At 72.0% G+C, this 17,523-nt stretch carries 13 protein-coding genes; 7 read left to right on the top strand and 6 right to left on the bottom strand.

Features of this window, described 5'->3' with window-relative positions; genetic code table 11:
- Positions 1-97: 97 nt before the first annotated feature.
- Positions 98-5,296 (top strand): fibronectin type III domain-containing protein, encoded by a 5,199-nt coding sequence (locus V6V89_RS00250; RefSeq protein WP_334616775.1) that lies wholly within the window; start codon positions 98-100, stop codon positions 5,294-5,296.
- Positions 5,297-5,300: 4 nt separating this feature from the next.
- Here the strand turns inward: V6V89_RS00250 and V6V89_RS00255 are convergent, their stop codons facing one another.
- Complete coding sequence (locus V6V89_RS00255) at positions 5,301-6,563, bottom strand: WD40 repeat domain-containing protein (protein ID WP_334616776.1); 1,263 nt, start codon at positions 6,561-6,563, stop codon at positions 5,301-5,303.
- 23 nt (positions 6,564-6,586) lie between these two features.
- Positions 6,587-7,060, bottom strand: a complete 474-nt coding sequence (locus V6V89_RS00260; RefSeq protein WP_334616777.1) for a MarR family winged helix-turn-helix transcriptional regulator — start codon at positions 7,058-7,060, stop codon at positions 6,587-6,589.
- Positions 7,061-7,195: 135 nt separating this feature from the next.
- Here V6V89_RS00260 and V6V89_RS00265 point away from each other — a divergent pair, with 135 nt between their 5' ends.
- The gene (locus V6V89_RS00265; RefSeq protein ID WP_334616778.1) at positions 7,196-7,642 is read left to right on the top strand and encodes a DUF6069 family protein; all 447 of its coding nucleotides are present in this window, start codon (positions 7,196-7,198) and stop codon (positions 7,640-7,642) included.
- 43 nt (positions 7,643-7,685) lie between these two features.
- Here V6V89_RS00265 and V6V89_RS00270 read toward each other — a convergent pair whose 3' ends face one another.
- The gene (locus V6V89_RS00270) at positions 7,686-9,152 is read right to left on the bottom strand and encodes a hypothetical protein (protein WP_334616779.1); all 1,467 of its coding nucleotides are present in this window, start codon (positions 9,150-9,152) and stop codon (positions 7,686-7,688) included.
- 77 nt (positions 9,153-9,229) lie between these two features.
- Between V6V89_RS00270 and ilvY the strand changes: the two genes are divergently transcribed.
- Complete coding sequence (gene ilvY / locus V6V89_RS00275) at positions 9,230-10,111, top strand: HTH-type transcriptional activator IlvY (protein WP_334616780.1); 882 nt, start codon at positions 9,230-9,232, stop codon at positions 10,109-10,111.
- A 23-nt stretch (positions 10,112-10,134) separates the two neighbouring features.
- Here the strand turns inward: ilvY and V6V89_RS00280 are convergent, their stop codons facing one another.
- On the bottom strand, positions 10,135-11,343 hold the full coding sequence (locus V6V89_RS00280; protein WP_334616781.1) for an MFS transporter: 1,209 nt from the start codon (positions 11,341-11,343) through the stop codon (positions 10,135-10,137).
- Between the two features lie 214 nt (positions 11,344-11,557).
- Positions 11,558-11,887: an ArsR/SmtB family transcription factor gene (locus V6V89_RS00285; protein ID WP_334616782.1), complete on the bottom strand. Its 330-nt coding sequence runs from the start codon at positions 11,885-11,887 to the stop codon at positions 11,558-11,560.
- 141 nt (positions 11,888-12,028) lie between these two features.
- Between V6V89_RS00285 and V6V89_RS00290 the strand changes: the two genes are divergently transcribed.
- From V6V89_RS00290 to V6V89_RS00300, 3 genes are read left to right on the top strand one after another with little or no spacing between them, the layout of a single operon-like run.
- Positions 12,029-12,727 carry an arsenate reductase/protein-tyrosine-phosphatase family protein gene (locus V6V89_RS00290; protein WP_334616783.1) on the top strand — a complete coding sequence of 233 codons (699 nt, stop codon included), beginning with the start codon at positions 12,029-12,031 and terminating at the stop codon, positions 12,725-12,727.
- Positions 12,724-13,467 carry an MIP/aquaporin family protein gene (locus tag V6V89_RS00295; RefSeq protein ID WP_334616784.1) on the top strand — a complete coding sequence of 248 codons (744 nt, stop codon included), beginning with the start codon at positions 12,724-12,726 and terminating at the stop codon, positions 13,465-13,467. The genes V6V89_RS00290 and V6V89_RS00295 overlap by 4 nt, the downstream gene beginning before the upstream one ends.
- Positions 13,464-13,859, top strand: a complete 396-nt coding sequence (locus V6V89_RS00300; protein ID WP_334616785.1) for an arsenate reductase ArsC — start codon at positions 13,464-13,466, stop codon at positions 13,857-13,859. The genes V6V89_RS00295 and V6V89_RS00300 overlap by 4 nt, the downstream gene beginning before the upstream one ends.
- A gap of 83 nt (positions 13,860-13,942) precedes the next feature.
- Here the strand turns inward: V6V89_RS00300 and V6V89_RS00305 are convergent, their stop codons facing one another.
- Positions 13,943-16,663 (bottom strand): ATP-binding protein, encoded by a 2,721-nt coding sequence (locus tag V6V89_RS00305; protein ID WP_334616786.1) that lies wholly within the window; start codon positions 16,661-16,663, stop codon positions 13,943-13,945.
- 127 nt (positions 16,664-16,790) lie between these two features.
- Between V6V89_RS00305 and V6V89_RS00310 the strand changes: the two genes are divergently transcribed.
- Positions 16,791-17,366 (top strand): hypothetical protein, encoded by a 576-nt coding sequence (locus V6V89_RS00310; protein ID WP_334616787.1) that lies wholly within the window; start codon positions 16,791-16,793, stop codon positions 17,364-17,366.
- The last annotated feature ends 157 nt before the right edge of the window (positions 17,367-17,523 follow it).

Genomic DNA, 17,523 nt, shown 5'->3' on the forward strand with positions numbered 1-17,523 from the left:
GAGCTTTAGCTGGTCGTGGCCGCATGAGGACAGGACGTTGCGCGGTCGCGCCAACCCCTGCCAACATCAGCGCCACTTGCTGACCACGGGGGTTGCCATGGCGAGGCGCAACCGCGCGATACCGGTCCTGCTCTTCTTCACGCTACTGCTGGTCGCGGCGGGCCTGCCCGCGTCGCGCCCGGTCGCCAGCGGCGGAGTCCTGGTCAACGCCGATGTCGCCGGCGCGGTGCCCGACGAGTTCCTGGTGGGGCTCAAGGACTCCGTCCCCCGCGAGCAGGTGGCCGCGAACGCGACGCGCCTGACGAGGCAGCACGGCGGCGAGGTGGCCTTCGTGTTCACCGCCGCCCTGCACGGGTTCTCGCTCTCCGCGCGCGACCCGCAGGCAGTGCGGATCGCGCGCGACCCGGCCGTGGCGTTCGTCCAGCGCAACCAGCGAGCGGTCCAGTACGACACCCAGCCGACACCGGCCTCGCTGTGGCACCTGGATCGCGTCGACCAGCGCACCGCCGCCCTGGATGGCAAGCTCAACCACGGCGCCACCAGCGCGCGGGTCTACGTCCTCGACGACGGTGTTCGCACCACGCACGCCGAGTTCGAAGGCCGCGCCACGTTGGGGTTCAGCGCCTTCAACGGCACCGGAGACTGCGGCGGGCACGGCACCCGGGTGGCCGCCCTCGTGGCCGGCAAGACGTACGGGGTGGCCAAGCAGTCACCGGTCGTCTCGGTGAAAGTGGCCGACTGCGCGACCGCCACCACCGACTCCGTCACCCGCGGCATCGACTACGTGCGGCAGAACGGTGCCGCGCCGGCCGTGGTGAACATGAGCGTCGGGTTCGCCGCCGCCGACCCGGTCGTCGACCAGGCCGTCAAGGACGCGATCGGCGCCGGGTTCACGTTCGTGCTCGCGGCTGGCAACGGCAACCGCGACGCCTGTACCGTCTCGCCCGCCCGCCTCGGCGCGACCGTGCCGGGCGCCATCGTGGTCAGCGCGACCGACCGTGCTGACGCCCGCCACGGCGACGCCAACCACGGCGCCTGCGTGAGCCTCTTCGCACCCGGCGTTGACGTGGTGTCGGCGTCGAAAGACAGCGACACGGCCGCCGCGCCCGCGGCGACCGGCACCTCGTACGCGGCACCGCTGGTGTCGGGCCTGGCGGCGAACATCCTCGCCGCCCACCCGGCGTACACGCCGGCTCAGGTGCGCGCGGCGATCCTCGCCGACGCCACCGCCGGCGTCGTCACGAACTCCGCCAGCCCCGCCGCCGCCAACCGCCTGGCGTACCTGCCGCCGCCCGACCAGCCGGCGACCTCCGTGCCGAACACCGCACTCAACACCATGTTCAACGCGTACGGCAACCAGGGCGGGCACTGGACCGGCGGCGACGAGACGGTGTCGGTGCCGCTGCCCGACGGGCGGGTCGCGTGGCTGTTCGGCGACACGATGCTCGGCACGGTCAACGCGGACGGCTCGCGACCGCCCGGCCAGCCGATGGTGCACAACTCCATCGTGGTCCAGCAGGGCGCCGCCATCACACAAACCCTGGTCGGCGGCACCGCCGCGGCGCCGAAGTCCCTGGTCGGCTCGGAGACCGACGGCAACGCGGGCGACCTGGGATGGTGGCCGGGCGAGGGCCGGGTGGTCGGCAACGAGCTGCAGGTGTTCTACACCCACGTCGGTGACGGCGGTGGCGGCGCACTGTCCTTTGTGACCCTCGGCCGCGCCGTCGCGCGCTTCTCGCTGCCAGCGCTGGCCCTGCAGAGCCTGACGCCGATCTCGCTGAGCACGAACGCGCGGATCAACTGGGGCGCGGCCATGGTTGACGGTCAGGACGGGTACACCTACATCTACGGCATGGAGATGATCGAGAAGACCAACCATCTCTACATCGCCCGGGTGTCCAACAGCGCTTCGGGTGGGCTGAACGCACCGTGGGAGTTCTGGACCGGCGCGTCCAACGGGGCCAGCCAGTGGTCGGGCAACGACACCCACGCGCGACCGGTGATGACCGGGGTCGGCGCCGGCTTTAGCGTGAAGTACATCGGCGGCCGGTTCGTGCTGGTCACCATGGACCTGAGCCTGCCGTTCACCAACCGGGTGCTGGCGTTCTCGGCCGGCGCGCCGACCGGGCCGTTCCGGCACCCGACCCTGCTCTACAACGCGCCGGAGACGAGCGAGTCGGACGCGTGGGTCTACAACGCCCGGCTGCACCCGGAGCAGACAGCGTCCGGTGTGGACTTCGTCGTCACGTACAACGTCAACAGCTTCGACGCGGACGCCGTCAACGCCGACGTCGACCTATACCGCCCCAAGTTCATCAACGTCAGGCTGCCCGCCACGGTCGACGCGAGCGCGCTGCCCGCCGCTCCGACCGCCGTGACCGCCACGTCGCCGGCGTTCGGCGAGGTGCGGCTCAATTGGACGCCGCCGGCCGGATCCAACCTCCAGTACTGGGTGTACGAACGCAACGCGGGCAGCGGCGCGACGCAGTTCACCCGGGCGCAGAGCGCTACCGCTGGCGCGCCGGTCAGCATCGGCGTGTTCACGCCGGGCCGGTACGAGTACCGGATCTCGGCGCAGAACGGCGTCGGCGAAGGTCCACAGTCGACCGTCGCCGCGGTCACCGTCACGCTGCCGCCGCCACCGACCGCACCGACCGGGCTCACCGCTGCCCAGGAACCGGGCGGCGGGGTCCGGCTCAGCTGGCAGCCGGTATCAGCGGCCGGCTGGGTCAGCTACCGCGTGTACCAGCGCGACGTCACCGCCGGCGAGACCGCGTTCGCCGAGTCACGCAGCGTCACGATGGAGGGCACGAGCGCGCTGGTCGGCGGGCTCACCCACGACCACACGTACGCCTTCCGCCTCGTCGCGTTCAACGGCGGCGGCGACGGCCCACCATCGAACCCGGTGCAGATCGTCGCCCGGGTCGCCCCGCCGCCGGCACCGGGCAACCTGGTCGCCACGCAGAACGACGACGGCACCATCGGCCTGTCGTGGACCAGCTCCGGCGACGGCATCTGGTACTGGGTCTACAGCCGCGACGTCACCGCTGGTGAGGCGTTCAGCCGGTCGCAGTACCCGGTCGCGAGCGGCACCACGCACACCTCCGCGTACCTGACGCTCGGGCACACGTACGCCTACTACGTGACCGCGATCGGCCAGCAGGGCGTGGAAAGCGCGCCCTCCAACACCGCGCAGGCAGTCGCCGCGATCGCGCCACCGCCGGCACCCGGCAGCCTGACCGCCACGCAGAACGACGACGGCACCATCGGCCTGTCGTGGACCAGCTCCGGCGACGGCATCTGGTACTACGTCTACAGCCGCGACGTCACCGCCGGTGGCTCGTTCACCCGCTCGCAGTACCCCATCTCCAGCGGCACCACGCACACCGCCGGATACCTCGTCAACGGCCACACCTACGCGTTCTACGTGCGGGCGATCGGCCACGGCGACACCGAGAGCGCGCCGTCGAACACCGTGCAGGCGGCCGCCCGCATCGGGCCGCCACCACCACCGACCAACCTGACCGCGACGGCCAAGGGCAACGGCGACATCGAGCTGTCCTGGGACCCGTCCGGCCCGGATTACTGGTATTACGTGTACAGCCGCGACGTCACCGCCGGCGGCTCGTTCACCCGCTCGCAGTACCCCATCTCCAGCGGCACCACGCACACCGCGGGATTCCTGACCGCCGGGCACACGTACGCCTTCTACGTCACCACGATCGGCGACGGCGGCGTGGAGAGCGCACCGTCGAACACCACGCAGGCCGCGTCGTACGTGCCGCCGCCGGCCGCGCCGGGCAATCTCACGGCAAGCGCCGGCAACGGCCAGGTGTCGCTCTCGTGGAGCAGTTCCGGTGCCGGCATCTGGTACTGGGTCTACACCCGCGACGTCACCGAGGGTGGCTCGTTCACCCGGTCGCAGTACCCGGTCACCAGCGGCACGACGCACACAGCCACGATGCTGACCAACGGGCACACGTACGCCTTCTACGTCACCGCGATCGGCGAGGGGGCCGAGAGCGCGCCGTCCAACACGGTGCAGGCCCGGCCGCGCGTGCCGCTGCCGCCCGCGCCGACCAACCTCACCGCCACGTCGCGCGACGACGGCACGATCCGCCTGTCCTGGACCGGCTCCGGTGCCGGCATCTGGTACTGGGTCTACAGCCGGAACGCCACCGCCGGCGGCTCGTTCACCCGGTCGCAGCACCCGGTGAGCAACGGCACCACGTTCACCGCCGCATACCTGTCCATCGGGGACACCTACGAGTTCTACGTGACCGCCTTCAACGACGGCGGCGAGACCGCGCGCACGAACATCGCCCGCGCCAAGTCGACGATCCCACCGCCGCCCGCACCGACCGGCCTGGCGGCGCTCGCGCTGGAAGACGGGACGATCCGGGTGCACTGGCAGAGCTCCGGCGCCAGCATCTGGTACTGGGTCTACAGCCGCGACGCCACCGCCGGCGGTGAGTTCAGGCGCTCGAAGTACCCGGTGACCAACGGCACCGCGTTCCACTCCACGTACCTCAAGCTGGGCCACCGGTACGAGTACTACGTCACCGCGTTCAACGTCGGCGGCGAGAGCGCCCGTTCGAACATCGGCTCCGCGGTGTCCCAGGTCGCACCGCCGCGGGCCCCCCAGAACGTGAAGGCCGTGCCGCTGATCAACACCCGAGTGATCAGGGTGGGTTGGGACCCGGTGGAAAACGCGACCGGATACATGGTGCTCGCCCGCTCGTGCGGATCGACGACTTGGCCACGCTACGGGCCGATGCTCGGCCCCAGGGTCTACCTGGACTGGGAGTACGGCGGCTGCTGGGAGTTCCGGGTCGAGGCGAACCGGTGGGGCGTCGCCGGCCCGCTGAGCGGATCGGCCAAGGCCTACCAGCCCCGCAACGACTACCCATTTACCGGCGGATTCAACTGGCAACCCGAGGAACTTGGGTTCAACAGGAGGCAGTGCACGTCGTTCGCCGCCTGGCGGATTCGCCAGCACCACGTGCCTAACTTCAATTGGCTCTGGCGCATGTCCTACCCGTACTTCTGGTCCCACGCACGTATGTGGGACGGTCTGGCGCAGATGGCGGGCGTGAGCGTGACCAGCGTCCCGACCCCGGGCTCCATCTACCAGTCGGACGACGGCGAATACGGACATGTGGCTTTCGTCGCGGGCGTCAACGGGGACTACGTGATCATCGAGGAGTACAACGGCGCGGTGCCTCATGGCTACTCGGTTCAACAGAAGAAGTGGAGGGGCACGCAACTGCAGTTCCTGAACTTCCAGTGGGAGTAGCTCGTCAGGGCTCGTGGAGGATGGCGGTGTCGCCGGCCAGCTGGAGAAGTTCGCCGCTGGCCGGGTGGTGCCGGATCGGGACGAAACCGGGGATGCGGCCCAGCCGTTCACCGGTACCCGGATCCCAGAACTCCGCGCCACCGGGCGCCGCCGACACCAGCTTGCCCCCGGCGGCGAACAGCGCGCCTTCCGGCCCAGCGAACGCGCCCTCCTGTTCACCGGTCTCCGGATGGAAGATCCGCACCCCGGGCAGCAGCGGACTGTCTTCCAGGCCGCCGAGGCCGCTGACGACCAGTCGGTCGCCGAGCCAGCACATCGCCAGGTTCCAGTCGGAGCGATCCGCGAGCCGGCGCGCCGACGGCCCGTCCTCGCTCTCGTACGGGTTCTGCCACCAGGCACGCAGATCCCACAGCCGTGGCACGCCCACCGGAGTCCAGACCCAGCCATCGTCGGCCAGCCACCGCCCGTCCGGCGAGACGGCGAGGGCGCCGTGGAAATACTCGAGGTGGTGCTCGGGCAGCCGGCTGCCCTCCGGCACCGGGAAGACCCGGCCGGTCAGGACGCGGCCGGTGGCGGCGTCGGAGACGTCGAGCCGGTTCCAGTCGGTCGCGTGGACGAACCGCTCCAACGAGACGTGGCTGACGAAGGCGAACGGGAAGTACGTGGTGCCTGGATAGTGGCCACCACGGTCAAGTGTGGCCGTGCGCCGGCCGCTGGTCAGGTCGACGACGGCACCGTACCGGTCGAAGTCGACGACGACCGCGCAGTACCGTCCGGAGGGCGACGCGTGCAGGCGCGGCCGTGCCGGCCGGTCCTTGAAGTACCCCTTTCCCGCTCGGGCGGGCATCTTGACCCGCACCCGCCCCACGACCTCGTTCCGGTCGCTGCGCCAGCGCACCACCGCGCCCTTGTCGAGCAGCAGCCAGCGGTGCGGCACGGCTGGGATCGGCGCGATGTCCAGCGGCGCGAACGGCAGCCGGACCCGGCGCAGCGCGCCCGGCACGGGCTCGGGCCGCTCCCTGATCTCGGGCTTGCCGCGGAACCCCTCGCACTCCCACTCGTCCTCGTCGACCCGCGCCACGCAGCCTTCGCACGCCACGACCAGTTCGGGCCCGGACTCCCCGCACGGCGGGCAGCACAGGTCATACTCCACGCCGCGGCCGATGAACAGCCGCACGTACGGCGCCTCGGCGTCCGACTCGGTCAGGTGCCGGCACACGCGCCGTGGTCCGGCAGCGGCGATATGACCGCAGGGCAGCGTCTCCACGCCCCCGATGATGCCCGAACGCCCTAGGGCCTGGGGTTGTGGAGGCCTTCGACGAAGGCGGTGAGCAGGCGGGCGAACTCGGCCCGGTCACGAGCGGGCCACTCCCCCATTACCCGATCGAACCAGTCCCGGCGGAACTGCTCCGCCTCGGTGAGGATCTTGTTGCCGGCCTCGGTGAGTACGAGCACCGACCGCCGACCATCCGCCTGTGACGCGAGCCGCGTGACGTGGCCTCCCTCGATCGCGGCGGCGACGGCCCGGCTCGCGCGCGACGGGTCGATCGCGAGCCGCTGCGCGACTAGTCCCACGGTGACTTCGCCGCAGGTGTCGTCGGCGACGGCGTGGAGCAGGGGTACGACGTCGTTGGGCGGGGTGCCGCACGCCTCCGCGCACTCGCGTGCCAGCGCGCGGGAGTTCATCCGGCGCATGAGGTCGAACAGCGCCCGGTCGACCTGCTCAGCCGGCTCGCCTCCATGCGTCACACCATCGCGGCCCACGCGCTCCGCCTCCCCCTCGCCGCCAGCATCATGTGTCAAAGGCAACTAAATGCTGGACTCAGATATGTGCTCGTGGCACACTTCTGCTGTGCGCACGCTTCTGTCCATGATACCGACCGAGAAGGGGCGATTGTTGTGTCGCTCAGCGGACCATCCCTGTCCACCGGACGCCGGCGGGGCCTGCGCGCGCTGACCGGAGTTTTCGCCGCCGCGCCGGCACTGCTCGTCTGGGCTATCGCCGCCCCTGGCCTGGGCGTCGAGCTGCCGTTCACCGACGCGCAAGGCAAGGAACAGGAGATCAACGCGGGCGCCGTCGTCATGTTCAGCATCGTGCCAGCGCTGCTGGGCTGGGTACTGCTGGCCGCGCTCGAACGGTTCGCACCGAACCGGGCCCTCGCCATCTGGACCGCGGTGGCGACCGCCGTCCTACTGGTGTCGTTCCTGCCGCTGGTCTCGATGTCCGCCGGCGCGGCGCTGACACTCGGCCTGATCCACCTCGTGGTCGGCGGCGTGATCATCGCCGTACTGCGGACGACCTCGCCACGCCGCACCGCGCCGGCACCCGCCGCCGCGGTCGGCTGACCGGCACCGAGCGCGCGGACGAGGCCGTCGCCGAGAGCCTGTGCTAGACGGAGATGTCGACGGGCGGCCGTAGCGGGGCGAGGCTCGCGAGCGCGTCGTGCACCGGGTTCTTCCGGAACGCGTCCACGAGCCCGCCGTCCGGCTCGGCGGTGCCGTCGAAGGCGGGAAAGGCGATCTGCTCGCACGCCGTCTGGAAACGAGGTCCCCACTTGCGGGCGCCGAGCCGGGCCGTGACCGAGCAGTTGTCCACCATGTACGCGACGTCGCGCGCGTGCATGTACGGCAGCAACGAGTCCACGGCCTCGATCACCGACTCGTTGACGATCTCCGACCAGGGGTGGCCACGCTCGGCGAGCAGGTCCACCTGGGCGGTCATCATGGCGAGAAAGGCGCCCGCGGTGAACGGCTCGATCGGCAGGTCGCGCTCGGAGCGGCGCGCCCGCACCGCCGGACCGGCCGCCCACATCGGCGAACCGCTGATCGGCGCCATCGGACGGCTCGCCAGCCGCTCGGCGGCCATCGCCACGCTGCGCAGCTCGTTGCCGGAGTCCACCTCGTCGTAGATCTCCGCGACCAGGTCGAAGGCCGGCCGGTACGTGACCGCGTACGCCCGGTCGAAGACGCCCTGCCCCTCCGGGTCCAGCCGGTCACGCACGGCGGCCAGCCCGTGGGCGGAGATGGTGCGTGCGATGGGGCCGGTCACGTTCTCGCACGACCGCTCGTACGCCGTTTGCGAGTCGTCGCCTGCCAGCCGGAACCGTTGGTACAGGCTCTCCACGAGGCCGTGCACCGCACCGAGCAGGATTGCCCGCTCGCCGACGATGTCGGAACGGTACTCGTTGTCCAATGTGGTGCCAAACGTGTACGGCGATCCCAGGCCGATCGACCATGCCAGCGCGCGCTCGACCGCCCGACCATCGTGGTCCCGGTGTACCGCGACGCTGCTGTTGATGCCGGCACCGTTGACCTCCGCACCTTGTAGATAGAGCCGCCGCACGGAGTCGCCCATCCCCTTCGGACAGACCGCGACGACGCTGACACCCGCCGGGAACTGCCCGCCCGCCTGACTCAGGTGACCGACCAGAAAGCCGTGCGAGAGCCCGAGCGTCGCACCGGTACGCAGCGCGGCGAACAACTCACCGTGGTGCGCGACGAGCGCCGCGTCCGAGATGAGTGCGATGACCAGGTCGCTGTCGGCCGCCACGGACAGCCAGTCGCCCAGCGTCCCGTCGCCGGACTGGAAGCCCTCGGCCCGCGCGGCGTCCACCGACGCGGATCCGGGCCGCAGTCCCACCGCCACGCGGATCCCGCTGCCGGCCAGCGAGTCGCGCAGGTTCAGCGCCTGCGCGCGCCCCTGCGGTCCCCACCCGAGCACACCGATCCGGCGGACGCCGTCGAGCGCCGCCGGCAGCAGTGGGAACAGGTGCCGCCCGCCGGGCACGACCGTCTCGGCGCCGCCGGGCAGCTCGACGCCACGGACGGGAAAAATCTGGGAGCTAAGTGCGGTCATGAGGCCGTTCTATCGGCGACAATCGGGTTTCAGCAAGCGCAAGTATCGCAACGACCCGTTGCGGGAGGTGAAAGAGAATGGACTCGTTGGAGCCACTCCGGGTCTTCCTGCACCTCGCGGACACCCTCAACTTCGGGCGCACCAGCGTGGAGCGGCACCTCAGCCCCGCCACGCTCACCCGCACCGTCCAGCGGCTGGAGGCACAGGTCGGGCAGCGCCTGCTCGACCGCGGGCCGCGCGGAGTCGCGCTCACCGATGACGGCCGGCGTTTCACCGAGTACGCCCGCCAGGCACTCGCCCTCTGGGAGCAGTACCGGCAGCAGGGACCGGAGAGTGCGAGCCTCAGCGGCACCCTACGGATCTTCTCCTCGGTCACCGCCGGCCAGGCCATCCTGCCCGACCTGCTGGCGCCGTTTCGCCGCGCCCATCCCCAGGTGCGGCTGGAGTTGCAGACGGGGGACGCCGCCGGGGCGATCGGCCGGCTCGACGAGGGCGCCGTCGACGTGACGGTCGCCGCGCTGCCGACCCGGGTGCCCGAGCATCTCGCCAGCGCGCCCGTGACCGACACACCGCTGGTATGTGTCGTGGCCAAGACCGCCCGGAGCCAGCGGGCAGCAGCCCGCACCGGCGACTGGACCGCGGTTCCCTTCGTGCTGCCGCGCGGCGGCCTCGCCCGCGACGCCGCCCGGCGCTGGTTCCACCGGCAGCGGCTCGACCCCGCGATCGCCGCGGAGGTGGACGGACACGAGGCGCTGCTCACGCTCGTGTCTCTCGGCGTCGGCGCCGGCATCGTGCCCCGCCTGGTACTGGACACCAGCGCGGCCAAGGCACGGCTCACGGTCATACCCACCGACCCACCCATCGGCACCTTCGTCATAGGCCTGTGCGCACGCCGCACCGATTTGCGCCGGCCCATCCTCTCGGCGTTGTGGGCGTCCGTGGCCAATACCCGTCCCTAGGCCCTGCTCGTTGTGGGCGGCCCTCATGCCCGCCCGGGCGCGGCGCGGGCGCCGATGCTGACGGCCGCCAGCAGGCAGGCGACCGCGACCGCGGCGAGCACCGCTGGATAGCCGCCGGCGCCGGTGAGCAGGCCGGCGGCGGCCAGGGGTGCGCCGGCCTTGGCGAGCAGGATCGGGGTGGCGAGGATGCCGGCGATCGTCGCGTACGCGGTGGTGCCGTAGCGGTCGGCGAGCATGGTGGGTTTGGCCAGGCTGGCCACGCCGAAACCGATCCCGAAACCCACCACCGCGAGCGCGGCGCCCACCCGGCTTCCGCCGGCCGCGAGCAACCCGAGTGCGGCGACCGCCTGGACGGCGAAGACGACCGCGACCACGACTGCGACCGGCAGCCGGCGCTGGATCCCCGTCAGCAGCAGCCGCCCGGTGACCGACAGCACGCCGAGCAGTCCGGCCACGCTCGCCGCGAACGTCGCGGAGTGTCCCTTGTAGACGAGAAATCCGACAAGGTGGATGGTCATCGCGGCCATGGCGGCGCCGTGGGCGACGAACGCGGTGGCCAGCCACCAGAACCGCCGGTCGCGCATCGCCGCCCGCACCAGCGCGGCGCGCTCGGGCGGCGTCGCGCGGTGGTGCTGGCTCGCCAGCCGCGGCGGCCCGCGGACCGCAAGAGCATGCAGCGGTACGGCGACCGCTCCGTAGACGCCCGCGAGGATCAGCAGTGCGGTGCGCCAGCCGTACCGGTCGAGCAGCACGCCGGTCAGCGGCATGAAGATGGTGCTGGCGAACCCGGCGATAGCGATCACACCCAGCACCGCCCTGGCCCGCCGGTCAGGCTCGAACCAGGAGACCACGACCGCGAGCGCGGGCTCGTACAGCACCATCGCGGCCGTGATCCCGATGCCGGCGAGTACGGCGTAGAGCTGCGCGACCGACCGCACCTGCGACCAGGCCGCCACCAGCGCGGTCGCGAGCAGGGAACCGGTGGTCATCAAGGCACGGCCACCGTGCCGGTCGAGCCATCGGCCGACCGGCACCGCCGCGGCGGCGCCTGCGAGGACGGAGCCGGTCAGCGCACCGGTCACGGCCGCGATGGAGGCGTCGAGGGACCGGGCCATCGGCTGGAGCAGGACGGCGAAGGCGTAGTACAGCACCCCGTACCCGATGGTCTGCGTGACCGCGAGCGCGGCGACGATCCGCCATCCGCCACCTTCTCGCGCACCGCGGCGTATCAACCGCGACAGCCGCCCGAGGCCACGCCGACGGTCAGCAACGGCAGGGCCGCCGCCCTGCCGCACACCCCGATCTGCGGCAGGTCGAGCTGGGGACTATCCATAATAGACTCCGTTGTGCGCTAGAGCAGAGGGCTGCGACGCTCGATGAGGACGACGTCGCGCCACTGGTTGGGGCGGCTCGCGTCCGCGTCGCCGTCACGCATCGGGCGGATCCTCACGCGTTGGCCTCCGCTGGGACGGGGGCGGGGTTGCCCATGACGACGTCGACTGCCGACGGGAAGCAGCTCACGCAGTTGTCGTTGATCCGGTAGTGCCGGGCATTGCCGACCGGCTCGATCAGCACGAACCGCACCTCGGCGAGGATCTTCAAGTGCTGTGACACGGTGGACTGGGCCAGCCCGATCGCGGCGACGATCTCCCCCACCGGCATCGGTCGCGCCTGGCGGGCCAGGTACTCAACGATCTGTACGCGGGTCGGGTCTGCCAGCGCACGGAACCAGGACGCGTACCGCTCCGCGACCTCGCGGTCCAACAGTTCGCCCACCGCTCACCGCCTTAATCGTCTATCGCCGATTAACGATAGAAAGCCTAGCGGCTTCCGTCGACGCGCCGCAACAGCCGCGCCCGGCCGTAATCGCGGTCCCGCCGGTTGACGCCGCACAATCACTCAGTCATCATTGACTCAATGTCTACTGAGTATCCCTCCGTCCGGGCGCGAGCCCGGATCCACGCCGCGCTCGGCGACCCGGCGCGGCTGGCAATCGTCGACACGCTCGCCCTCGGCGACGCGTCCCCCGGCGAGATCGCCCACGCCCTCGACATGCCGACCAACCTGGTTGCCCACCACGTGAAGGTGCTGGCCGAGACCGAGCTGGTGACGCGCACGCGCTCCGAGGCCGACCGGCGCCGCACCTACCTGCGTCTGAACCCCGACGCCCTGGCCACGCTCGCGCCGCCCCAGCTGGCGCCGGCGGGACGGGTGGTGTTCGTGTGCACCCACAACTCGGCCCGCTCCCAGCTGGCCGCCGCGCTCTGGCGCGACCGCACCGGCCGCCCCGTGGCCTGCGCCGGCACCCGGCCGGCCGCCAGGGTGCATCCCCGCGCGGTCACCGTCGCCCACCGGCACGGCCTCACCCTCGACCCGACCCGCACCGCCCACCTGCGCGACGTCGCCGTCGACGAAACCGACCTCGTCGTCGCGGTGTGCGACAACGCTTACGAAGACCTCACCGGCCCGGCACGTCCACGGCTGCACTGGTCGGTCCCGGACCCGGTGCGCGTCGACACCGACGCCGCGTTCGAAGCCGCCTATACCGACCTCGCCGGCCGCGTCGACCGCCTCGCCACCGCCCTGCCGGACGAGCCGGGGGCGGCGGCCCGATGAGTGAACCCGCGCTGTGGCGGCGGATGCTGGCCGAGTTCTGCGGCACCGCGCTGCTCGTCACCGCCGTCGTCGGCTCCGGCGTCATGGCCACCCGGCTCTCCCCCGACGACGTCGGCCTGCAACTGCTGGAAAACTCCATCGCCACCGCGCTCGCCCTCGGTGCCCTCATCCTCACCTTCGGACCCGTCTCCGGCGCCCACTTCAACCCCGCCGTCTCCGCCGCCGACTGGCTCCTCGGCCGCCGCACCGGCACCGGCCTCACCATCACCGCCCTCGGCGCCTACGCGCTCGCCCAAACCACCGGCGCCATCGCCGGATCCGTCCTGGCCAACCTGATGTTCGACCTGCCCGCTGTCGACTTCTCCACAAAGGACCGATCCGCCGCACACCTCTGGCTCGGCGAAACCATCGCCACCACCGGGCTGATCCTGCTCATCTTCGCCCTCGCCCGCTCCGGCCGCGCCGCCGTCGCACCAGCAGCCGTCGGCGCCTACATCGGCGCCGCCTACTGGTTCACCAGCTCCACCAGCTTCGCCAACCCCGCCGTCACCATCGGGCGCGCGTTCACCGACACCTTCGCCGGGATCGCCCCGGCCTCCGTGCCCGCGTTCGTCGCCGCCCAAATCGTCGGCCTCACCGCCGGCATCGGGCTGCTGGCCGCGCTCTACCCCGACGCCGGGCAGGCCGCTGGCGACATCGTCATCCCGCACGACACCACGAAGGAATCCGTGTCCTCATGAACGACAAGCCCACCGTCCTGTTCGTCTGCGTACACAACGCCGGCCGCTCCCAGATGGCCGCCGGCTGGCTGCGCCACCTCGCCGGCGACCGCGTCGAGGTCCGCTCCGCCGGCAGCGAACCCGCCGACCAGATCAACCCCGCCGCCGTCCAGGCCATGCAAGAGGTCGGCATCGACATCACCGGCCAGACACCCACCAAGCTCACCTGGGACGCCGCCGAAGCCTCCGACGTCATCGTCACCATGGGTTGCGGCGACGCCTGCCCCGTCTTCCCCGGCAAGCGATACGAAGACTGGAAGCTCGACGACCCCGCCGGCAAAGGCGTCGACGCCGTCCGACCCATCCGCGACGAGATCAGACACCGCGTCGAACAACTGCTCACGGGGCTGTAGGCCCCGCATAGGGTAGGAAGCGTGAAGCTGGACGACCGGTCCCACCTGACCTGTCAAATCCCGCTAACCGGGCTTCCACTCGGCTACTCCCTTTCACCCTGAGCGGGGAGGATGTCGCGGAGTTGGGCGCGGGCTGTGATGCCCAGCTTCGGGAACGAGCGGTACAGGTGGGTGGCGACCGTCCGCGGTGACAGGAAGAGCTGTTCGGCGATCTCCTTGTTGGTCAGCCCGCGCGCCGCGAGCCGGATGATCTGCTGCTGTTGGGGGGTCAGGTCGGCCAGGGCGTCCGGCTCGGCGGCGACCAGGCTGACGCCCGAGGCGCGCAGTTCGGCGTGGGCGAGCGCCGTCCACCCGCGGGCGCCGAGGCGGCGGAAGGTCTCAAGGGCGGCCAGCAGCAGCGGCCGGGCGTCTCCGCCGCGGCGCCGGCGGCGCAGCCACTGGGCGTACTCCAGCTCGGCCTGGGCGCGTTCGAACGGCCACCGGGTGCCGTCGGGGTCGGTGGCGGCGCGCAGGAAGTGCGGCTCGGCGTCGTCGACCTCGACGAGTAGGGCACGGGCGCGCTCCGTCAGCAGGATCAGCCGGGTGGAGAGCCCTCCGGTCACTGCCCCGGTCAGCCGGTCGAGTATCTCGCACGCCTGGTCACGCCGGCCGGTCCGGGCCGCCGCCGCGGCAAGGTCCGCCACGGCGTACCAGGATCCGTGGAAGTGGTCCGGGTCGCCGTCGCGGGTGAACAGGGTCCGGAAGTGCTCGTACGCCAGCTCGTGGTCACCGTCGGCGCTGGCGGCGAGGCCGGCGGCGTGCCGGGCCCGGCCGGCGATCGCGCGGCTCTGGCGCGGGTCGATGGCGGCGAGAGCGGCGGCCGCCTTGTCGCGGGCGGCGGCGGTGTCTCCGCGTACCGCCAACAAGCTGGCTTCCAGCGACAGGGTGCCGGCGGCGACCAGCTCGACTTGCCCCTCCGCCGCGATCGCCGCCGCGGCCGCGACGGCCGTCTCGGCCTCGTCCCACCGCCCCTGGTCGGCGTAGGCCCGGCCGAGGCACACGAACGTCGACCCGCTGCCACCTAGCGCCCCGGCGGCCCGGCGGCCCTCGATCGCGGCTTCGAGCAGGTCGACGGCCTGCGCGGTCTCGTCGAGCGTCCAGGCGGCGGCGCCTAGCGCGCCCAGTTCGAGGGGGTTGTCGGTGCGGGCCTTGGCCAGGCTCGCGAGCAGATCCTCCCGCTGGCCGAACGGGTCGGTGGCGGCGACGATCCAGATCCGCCATGGGTTGTCGGCCGGCAGCGGCATCCTGGAGGCCGCGCGCAGCACGTCGTGGCGCGCGGGCTCCTCGCCCGCGTGGTAGGCGGCGAGGGCCGCGTTGACCAGCGCGACCGCCGCGTGCTGGCCACCGGTGGCGGCGGCCGGCAGCAGCACGGCCAGCGCGGCGCGGTGGCGGGTGGTCTGGGACAGCGCCCAGCCGGTGGAGTGCGCGGCGAGCGCCAGCACGGCCGGGTCGCTGGTGTGCGGGGGTACCCGCGCGGCCAGCTCCTGCACCCAGCCCAGCTGGCCGGTGAACGTGGCCGCGTCGGCGCCCAGCGCCAGGCGCCGGGCGCGGTCGGCGGGGTCGGGACTGAGTTCCGCGGCGCGTTCGAGCGCGCGGGCGGCGGCCGCGTACCCGCCGCGCTGGCGGGCCCTGTCGGCGGTGGCTTCGAGCGCGGCGGCGACGCTCTCGTCCGGCCCGGCGCTGGCCGCCGCGAGGTGCCAGGCGCGCCGGTCCGGCTGGTCCTGCAGCGCCTCGGCGAGCGTGAGGTGGGCCGCACGCCGTTCGGCGAAGGACGCCGCCTGGTAGATGCCCGAGCGCACCAGCGGGTGGCGGAAGCGGGCCTGCCGGCCGTCGAGGTGGACGAGTCCGGCGCGTTCGGCGGGCAGCCAGTCGGCGAGGTCGGTGGCCGCCGGTCCGGCGGCGAGCACGTGGGCCAGGTCGCCGTCGGCCGCGGACGCGAGCAGGAGCAGGCGGCGGGTGGTCGCGGGCAGGTCGGCCACGTCCGCGGCGAAGATGGCCTCCAGGCGCGCGGTGAGCGGCAACGCGTTGCCGCACGGCGCGGGGCCGGCGGCGACGGCCGTTCTGGACAGCTCGACCAGGGCCAGCGGGTTGCCGGCGGCGTGGCTGAGCACATCGAGCCGGGCCCGGCCGGCGGGCGGGTCGGGCTGCAGGTCCAGGATCCGGTTGGCCTCGTCGGGGGCCAGCGGTCCGAGGGTGACGGCCGGTACGCCGGTGTCGAGGCCGGGCGGCGCGGACCGCCCTCGCGCGGCGGCGAGCAGCGCGACGGGTACGCCGTCGAGGCGGCGCGCGGCGAACGCCAGCGCGTCCAGCGAGCCACGGTCGATCCACTGCGCGTCGTCGACCACCACGAGCAGCGGCTGCTCCCGGTCGGACAGCAGGGTCAGCACCGCCATGCCGATCAGTAGGCGGTCCGGCGCGACCGGCTCGTCCTCCATGCCGAACGCGCCCAGCAGTGCTGAGCGCTGGCGGGTAGGTAGCCGGTCGACTCCGCTCAGTATCGGGCGCAGGAGCTGGTGCAGCGCGGCGAAGGCGAGGGCTGTCTCGCGTTCGCTGCCGTCGGCGCGCAGCACCTGCCAGCCGGACCCGCTGGCCTGCTCGGCCGCCGCGTCGAGCAGGGTGCTCTTGCCCATGCCCGGCTCGCCGACCACGACCAGGGCGCGACCCGGCGCGTGGAGCAGGGCGAACACCTCGGTCAGCTCCCGTTGCCGGCCGACGATTTCCCCCGCACCACCCCGGACGGGAAATGAGCCAGTTTCACGAATCAACGGGATACCTCGAATCTTTCCGCGAAGGCCCCCCGAGCTGGGCAAAGTGTAGTCAAGTGACTGACGAGCGCGCGATGACGAAGATCGCACAATGCCAGCAACGGACATGAATCGTTGGGGGACAACCATGGAGGATCAGCGCGCGCTCGCCACCGTCACCCTGCCCGAGGTCGACACCACCGGGTACCTGCTGCTGGCTGCCGAGGTGGACGGGCACAGCGGCCCGCCGAGCGAGGTCAAGCGGGCACTACTCGCCGATCTCAGGGGCAGCGCGTCCCAGCTGCGCCGCGAGATGTTCGCCAATCTGCTGATCATGACCGCGGAACGCTTACGGCCGGGAACGGACGGCCCACCCCGGTACGACGTCGCCGTGGTCGTCCAGGCGCCCACCATCGAGTCCGCGCACTGGTTGAAGGGCGACCCCGCCTTCGGCGGGCTCTACAAGCGGGTCCACGAGGCCGCCCGCCGGACCCACGTCGTCGTCACCTACAACGTCCGCAAGAACGCCTGCGAGTACGGGCCGCGGCTGCCCCGCGCCTACATGCTGATGCGGTACGTGGCCGGCGACGAGCGCGAGGTGGTGCCCGGCTGGGGTTGGACGTACCGCCGGCACCTGCTGACCGACCTGCTGTTCAGCCCCAGCGTGCGCCGCTACCGCCGCCGCACGCCCACGAGCCGGAGCATCATGTACCGGCTGGCCTGAGCCGGGTGGCGGTGCCGGCTGGTGAGGACGTGACCCCGACCGAAACCGGCAGGCATCGACGACCGCCAAGCTGACCTTCTGGACGATGACCGCGATGGTGGTCGGCAACGTCACCTACTGGGTGCTGATCATGTCGACCATCGGCGCCGTCGCACCC

This window comes from Micromonospora sp. CPCC 206061 (genome assembly GCF_036906915.1).
GTDB lineage: Bacteria > Actinomycetota > Actinomycetes > Mycobacteriales > Micromonosporaceae > Phytohabitans.